General features: G+C 69.2%; 6 protein-coding genes and 1 pseudogene. 6 read left to right on the forward strand and 1 reads right to left on the reverse strand.

The annotated features are described in order from the left end of the window. The 3 genes from ACWCOV_RS41425 to ACWCOV_RS41435 all read left to right on the forward strand — a co-directional run. Positions 1-461: histidine phosphatase family protein (locus tag ACWCOV_RS41425; protein ID WP_449834865.1), on the forward strand; the 461-nt coding region annotated here is incomplete at its 5' end. Positions 462-473: 12 nt separating this feature from the next. Next, the gene (locus ACWCOV_RS41430) at positions 474-1,049 is read left to right on the forward strand and encodes a DUF3090 family protein (protein ID WP_449834866.1); all 576 of its coding nucleotides are present in this window, start codon (positions 474-476) and stop codon (positions 1,047-1,049) included. Next, on the forward strand, positions 1,046-1,837 hold the full coding sequence (locus ACWCOV_RS41435; protein WP_449834867.1) for an SCO1664 family protein: 792 nt from the start codon (positions 1,046-1,048) through the stop codon (positions 1,835-1,837). The genes ACWCOV_RS41430 and ACWCOV_RS41435 overlap by 4 nt, the downstream gene beginning before the upstream one ends. Here ACWCOV_RS41435 and ACWCOV_RS41440 read toward each other — a convergent pair. Further along, on the reverse strand, positions 1,792-2,706 hold the full coding sequence (locus ACWCOV_RS41440; protein ID WP_449834868.1) for an AraC family transcriptional regulator: 915 nt from the start codon (positions 2,704-2,706) through the stop codon (positions 1,792-1,794). The two genes, ACWCOV_RS41435 and ACWCOV_RS41440, sit on opposite strands and share 46 nt — an antisense overlap. Positions 2,707-2,791: 85 nt before the next feature. Between ACWCOV_RS41440 and ACWCOV_RS41445 the strand changes: the two genes are divergently transcribed. The 3 genes and pseudogenes from ACWCOV_RS41445 to ACWCOV_RS41455 all read left to right on the forward strand — a co-directional run bounded on the left by ACWCOV_RS41445 (position 2,792) and on the right by ACWCOV_RS41455 (position 4,876). Then, complete coding sequence (locus ACWCOV_RS41445) at positions 2,792-3,598, forward strand: NmrA family NAD(P)-binding protein (protein ID WP_449834869.1); 807 nt, start codon at positions 2,792-2,794, stop codon at positions 3,596-3,598. Between the two features lie 149 nt (positions 3,599-3,747). Beyond that, a pseudogene (locus ACWCOV_RS41450) lies at positions 3,748-4,242 on the forward strand (RNA-guided endonuclease InsQ/TnpB family protein); the annotation flags it as partial. Beyond that, positions 4,169-4,876, forward strand: coding sequence for an RNA-guided endonuclease InsQ/TnpB family protein (locus ACWCOV_RS41455; protein ID WP_449834870.1), 708 nt, complete (start codon positions 4,169-4,171; stop codon positions 4,874-4,876). The pseudogene ACWCOV_RS41450 and the gene ACWCOV_RS41455, both read left to right, overlap by 74 nt. Positions 4,877-5,116: the final 240 nt, after the last annotated feature.

A 5,116-nucleotide genomic window follows, 5' to 3' on the forward strand; every position in this document is an offset into this window, starting at 1 on the left:
CACAGCAACGACCCGATCACCATCGAGCCGAGCGCGACCAGCAGCACCCGGCGCTGATGAAGGACCCGCTGTGGCCGGTCGTGCAGCAGCATCCGTCGGCCGTGACGTTCCCGAACGGCGAGTCGATGCGGGCGATGCAGCAGCGCGCGGTGGACGCCGTACGAAGCCATGACGCGGCGCTGGCGCAGAGCCACGGGGAAGGCGCGCTGTGGGTGGCGGTCTCGCACGGCGACGTGATCAAGGCGATCGTCGCGGACGCGCTCGCGCAGCACCTCGACACGTTCCAGCGGATCGTCGTGGACACGGCTACGACGACGATCATCACCTACACCAAGACCCGCCCGTTCCTGGTCCGGCTGAACGATTCCGGCAGCGAATTGGAGTCGCTCGTCCCGAAGCCGCAGCCGAAGTCGCGCCGGACCAAGAAGCAGTCCTCGGACGCAGTGGTCGGCGGACGGTAATAGGGTCTAGGTATGGCGCGTGTTGTGCATTCCTACGACGACCCGGACCGGTTCGTCGCGGGCACCGTGGGCGAACCCGGTGCGAGGACGTTCTTCCTGCAGGCCCGGGCCGGGACCCGGCTGACGTCGGTGGCCTGTGAGAAGGAACAGGTGATGGCGCTCGCGGAGCGGCTGGACGTGATGCTGGACGAGGTGGCCCGGCGGTTCGACCGGGACCCGGTGACGCCGGCGGGGATCGACGACACCGATCCGCTCGAGCAGCCGATCGAGGAGGAGTTCCGGGCCGGCACCATGACGCTGGCCTGGGAGGCCGACGCCGAGCGGGTGGTGATCGAGGTGTTCGCGGTCGTCACCGGCGAGCAGGCCGAGCTCGAGGAGTCCGACCCGGTCCAGGCCGCGATGGACTCCGAGGACGCCGAGGTGTTCATCGTCCGGATCAGCGAGGAGCAGGCCCGCGCGTTCGCCCGGCGGGCGGTCGCGCTGGTCGCGTCCGGCCGGCCGAGCTGCCCGTTCTGCGGGCGGCCGATCGATCCCGACGGGCACATCTGCCCGCGCGCCAACGGCTACCGCAGGCACCTGCCGGAATGATCGACCAGGACCTGCTCGCCTCCGGGGAGCTGTCTTTGCACGGCCGCCTGGTGGCGGCGTCGAACGGCACGTTCCAGGGCTCGGTGAGCCTGGGCGACGAGTCCGCGACGGTGGTCTACAAGCCGGTCCAGGGCGAGCGTCCGCTGTGGGACTTTCCCGACGGCACGCTGGCGCAGCGCGAGTACGCGTCGTACGTCGTCTCCGAAGCGCTCGGCTGGTCGGTGGTGCCGCCGACGTTGCTGCGGGACGGGCCGCTCGGCGAGGGCATGGTGCAGCTGTGGATCGACGAGGCCGAGCTCGGTCCGGGCGAGACCGAGCTGGTCGACATCGTGCCGCAGGGCCGGGTGCCGGCGGGTTGGATCGGAGTGCTCGACGCGCTCGACGGCCGGCACAACCCGGTGACGCTGGTGCACGCCGACACCGACGCGCTGCGGAAGATGGCCGTGTTCGATGCCGTGGTCAACAATGCCGACCGCAAGGGCGGGCACGTGCTGAACCCGGGCGACGGCCGGGTGTACGGCGTCGACCACGGCGTCACCTTCAACGCTGACGACAAGCTGCGGACGGTGCTGTGGGGCTGGGCCGGTGAACCGATCCCGGCCGACCTCCTGGACGACGTACGCAAGCTGGCCGACCAACTCGCCGGCGGTCTCGGGCAGCAGCTGTGTGAGCTGATCACCGCGGTCGAGCTGACCGCGACCCGCGAGCGCTGCGCCACGCTGCTGAAGACCGGCGTCTACCCCTACCCGAGCGACGACTGGCCGGCGATTCCCTGGCCGGCTTTCTGACCGGTCAAGTAGGTGCTGGGGCTGGCGCCGCGTTCACGTTTGAAGGCGGCGCTGAAGCTGAAGGCGTCGGCGTACCCGACCCGGCGGGCGACCGTGGCGACGGTCGCGCCGGGCTCGGTCAGGAGATCGGCCGCGAGAGTCATCCGAAGCTCGGTCAGGTAGGCCAGCGGCGCCTGACCGATCAGCTCGGTGAAGCGTCGTACCAAGGTCGTTCGGGACACGGTCGCCACCTCGGCCAGGCCGGCCAGCGTCCAGCCGGCCGCGGGGGAGCCGTGCATCGCGTGCAGGACCGGGCCGACCACGTCGTCGCCGAGGGCGTCGTACCAGGGCGGCGGGTTGCCCTCGAACCAGTCGCGCAGGGTGCAGACCATCAGCCAGTCGAGGAGCCGGTCGAGGCCGACGTGCCGGCCGAGTGCGCCGGCGGCGATCCGCTCCTGCAGGTAGTCGCGCAGCGGTGCGCAGTCGTGGTCCTCGGTGATGACGACCAGCGGCGGAAGCTCGTCGAGCAGCCGCCGGGGGAGCTCCTGCCGGACGTGGTACGCGCCAGCGAGCAGCACGGTGCCGTCGTCGACCGGTCCGGGCGAGTCGACCCGGCCGTCGCAGTACACGTCGAGAGCCGGGCCTGATCGCGCCGGATCGTCGGTGAAGAGGAACTTGGCCGGACCGCGCACGACCGCGGTCTCGCCCGGCCGGATCAGGCGTGGTTCGGCGCCTTCGACGACCAGCCAGCCGTCGCCGAGCAGCGGTGCGCACAGGGTCAGGGCCGCGCCGTCGACGAAGCGGAGCGCGTACGGCGGGGCGAGGACCGACGTACCGAGGACGGCGCCCTCGGCGCGCAGGCCGCGCAGCAGGTCGTCGAGAGGATCCACGCAGCCACGATAGGTGGGCCGTACGAACATGCTCGCGGTCCGGTCGCCCATGGGTTCGGCGGGCGCGGCCGGATTGACTCGGACCATGACGATTTTGGTGCTAGGGGCAACAGGTAAGACCGGCCGCCGGATGGTCGCCCGGCTGCGGGAGCGGGGCGCCGACGTACGGGCCGCGTCGCGGTCGAGCGAGACCCGCTTCGACTGGGCCGACCGGAGCACGTGGGCGCCCGCCGTACACGGGATCGACGCGGTCTACCTGATCGCGCCCGAGGATCCCGCGGTGATCGAGCCGTTCGTCGCCCAGGCAGTGGATGCCGGAGTACGGCGCTTCGTCGCGCTGTCCGGACGTGGCATGGACAAGGCGGCCGGACGCTTCGGCGCGGGCATGGCCGAGGCGGAGCGCGCGGTGCAGGCGTCCGGTGTGGCCTGCACGATCCTGCGGGCGAACAACTTCGCCCAGAACTTCGACGAGGACCTCTGGCACGAACCCCTGCTCGCAGGCCGGCTCGCCCTTCCGGCCGGGGAGGTCCGGGAACCGTTCGTGGACGTCGAGGACGTGGCCGAGGTCGCAGCGACCGTCCTGACGTCGTCAGGTCACGACGGCCGGATCTACGAGCTGTCCGGACCGGAGTCGATCACCTTCGGCGAAGCGGTGGACGTCGTCGCCAAGGTCTCTGGCCGGTCGATCGAGTACGTGGCGCTGACGCAGGCGCAGTACCGCTCCGAGCTGCTGGCCATCGGCTGGCCCGAAGAGGCCGCGACCGAGCTGAACGCGATGTTCGAGATCATGCACGAGGGCCACCTGACGACCCCGACCGCCGACATTCAGCGGCTCCTCGGCCGGCCGCCGACGAGCTTCGCCGCGTACGCCGAAAGGGTCTGGGCAGGGTAGCCGCTGGTGTTGGGCCGAAGAGAAATGTCGATGCGCGCTCTCTCGGCAGAAACTGTCTGGGGCCACGGATAGTCTCACGTTCCGTGAGCATCGTTCGCTACAAGTACCGGGTGTACCCGACTGCGCCGCAGAGGCAGGCGCTGGCACGGGTGTTCGGCTGTGTCCGCGTGGTGTTCAATGATTCGTTGCTGCTGCGCCGGATGGCCTGTGCCGCGGGTGAGAAGCTCACTGACAGCGAGATTCAGCGGCGTGTGGTGACGCTGGCGAAGACCACTCCTGAACGGAACTGGCTCTCGGAAGCGCCGTCGGTAGCGCTCGTCCAGGCGTGTAACGACGCACGCCGAGCGCACACGAACTGGTTCGACTCGCGGTCCGGGCGTCGAAAGAATCGGAGGATGGGGCGGCCTCGGTTTCGGAAGAAGACCAATCGCCAGGCCCTCCGCCTGACCCGCAACGGGTTCTCGCTACGTGGCGAGCGGCTGTACGTGGCCAAGGTCGGTGAATTGAAGGTCCGCTGGTCCAGGGCGTTGCCGTCCGTCCCGTCGTCGGTCACCGTCATGATGGAGCCGGATGGGCGCTACTACGCGTCGTTCGTGGTGGAGGTTGCAGGTACTCCGTTGCCGAAGGTCCAGCGTCAGGCCGGCCTGGATCTCGGGTTGTCCACGTTCGCGACCGTCGCGGCCACGGACGGCACAACGGAGAAGGTTGAGAACCCCGCGTCACCTGCGCAAGGCCGAACGTCGTCTCGCGCGGGCTCACAAGGCTCTGTCCCGCAAGCAGAAAGGCTCGGCCAACCGGAGCAAGTCGCGTCGTCGGGTTGCCGTGTTGCATCGGAAGGTCCGGGATGCCCGGGCAGATCACGCCCACAAGACGGCTCTTCGTCTGATCCGTGAGAATCAAGCGGTTCATGTCGAGGACCTCTCGATTGCCGGGCTCGGTCGTACCAGGCTGGCGAAGTCGGTGTACGACGCCGGCTGGGGCCAGTTCCTCCGAAGGCTGGAAGACAAGGCGGCCCGGTACGGGCGGGCGGTGACGAAAGTGGACCGCTGGTTTCCCAGCACTCAGTTGTGTTCAGTGTGCGGAATGCTGGGTGGCAAGAAGCCACCCGGTATCCGCGAGTGGCGGTGCGATTGTGGGACCGTTCACGACCGCGATGAGAACGCGGCGCGCAATATCCTGGCGGCCGGGCTGGCCGCGACTGCCTGTGGAGACGGTGTAAGACCGGACACGAGTCCGGCAGTTGTCGGCGAAGCAGGAACCCGCCGGAGTGCCACGTGAGTGGCACGGAAGGAATCCCCGTCGTGCACGGCGGGGAGGACGTCAAATAAGCTCCAGATCATGCAGGCGTGGACGAAACCAGACATCCCGGTCGTGGGGGGGGGGGGCCGGCGGCGCGGGCTGGGGGGGGGGCTGGGGGTCGTGGTGAGGTGGGTGAAACGTTTGTGAAGAGCGGGGAGAGCGAGAGGAAGACACAAAGAAAAACACAGAGAAAGACAGGGAAGAAGAGAGGGGGGGGAG

The organism is Kribbella sp. NPDC002412 (genome assembly GCF_053592935.1).

What these genes read in the sequence shown, in the direction of transcription:
- ACWCOV_RS41430 (WP_449834866.1), top strand. Translation starts at nt 474, where the DNA reads ATGGCGCGTGTTGTGCATTCCTACGACGACCCGGACCGGTTCGTCGCG.
- ACWCOV_RS41435 (WP_449834867.1), top strand. Translation starts at nt 1,046, where the DNA reads ATGATCGACCAGGACCTGCTCGCCTCCGGGGAGCTGTCTTTGCACGGC.
- ACWCOV_RS41445 (WP_449834869.1), top strand. Translation starts at nt 2,792, where the DNA reads ATGACGATTTTGGTGCTAGGGGCAACAGGTAAGACCGGCCGCCGGATG.
- ACWCOV_RS41455 (WP_449834870.1), top strand. Translation starts at nt 4,169, where the DNA reads ATGGGCGCTACTACGCGTCGTTCGTGGTGGAGGTTGCAGGTACTCCGT.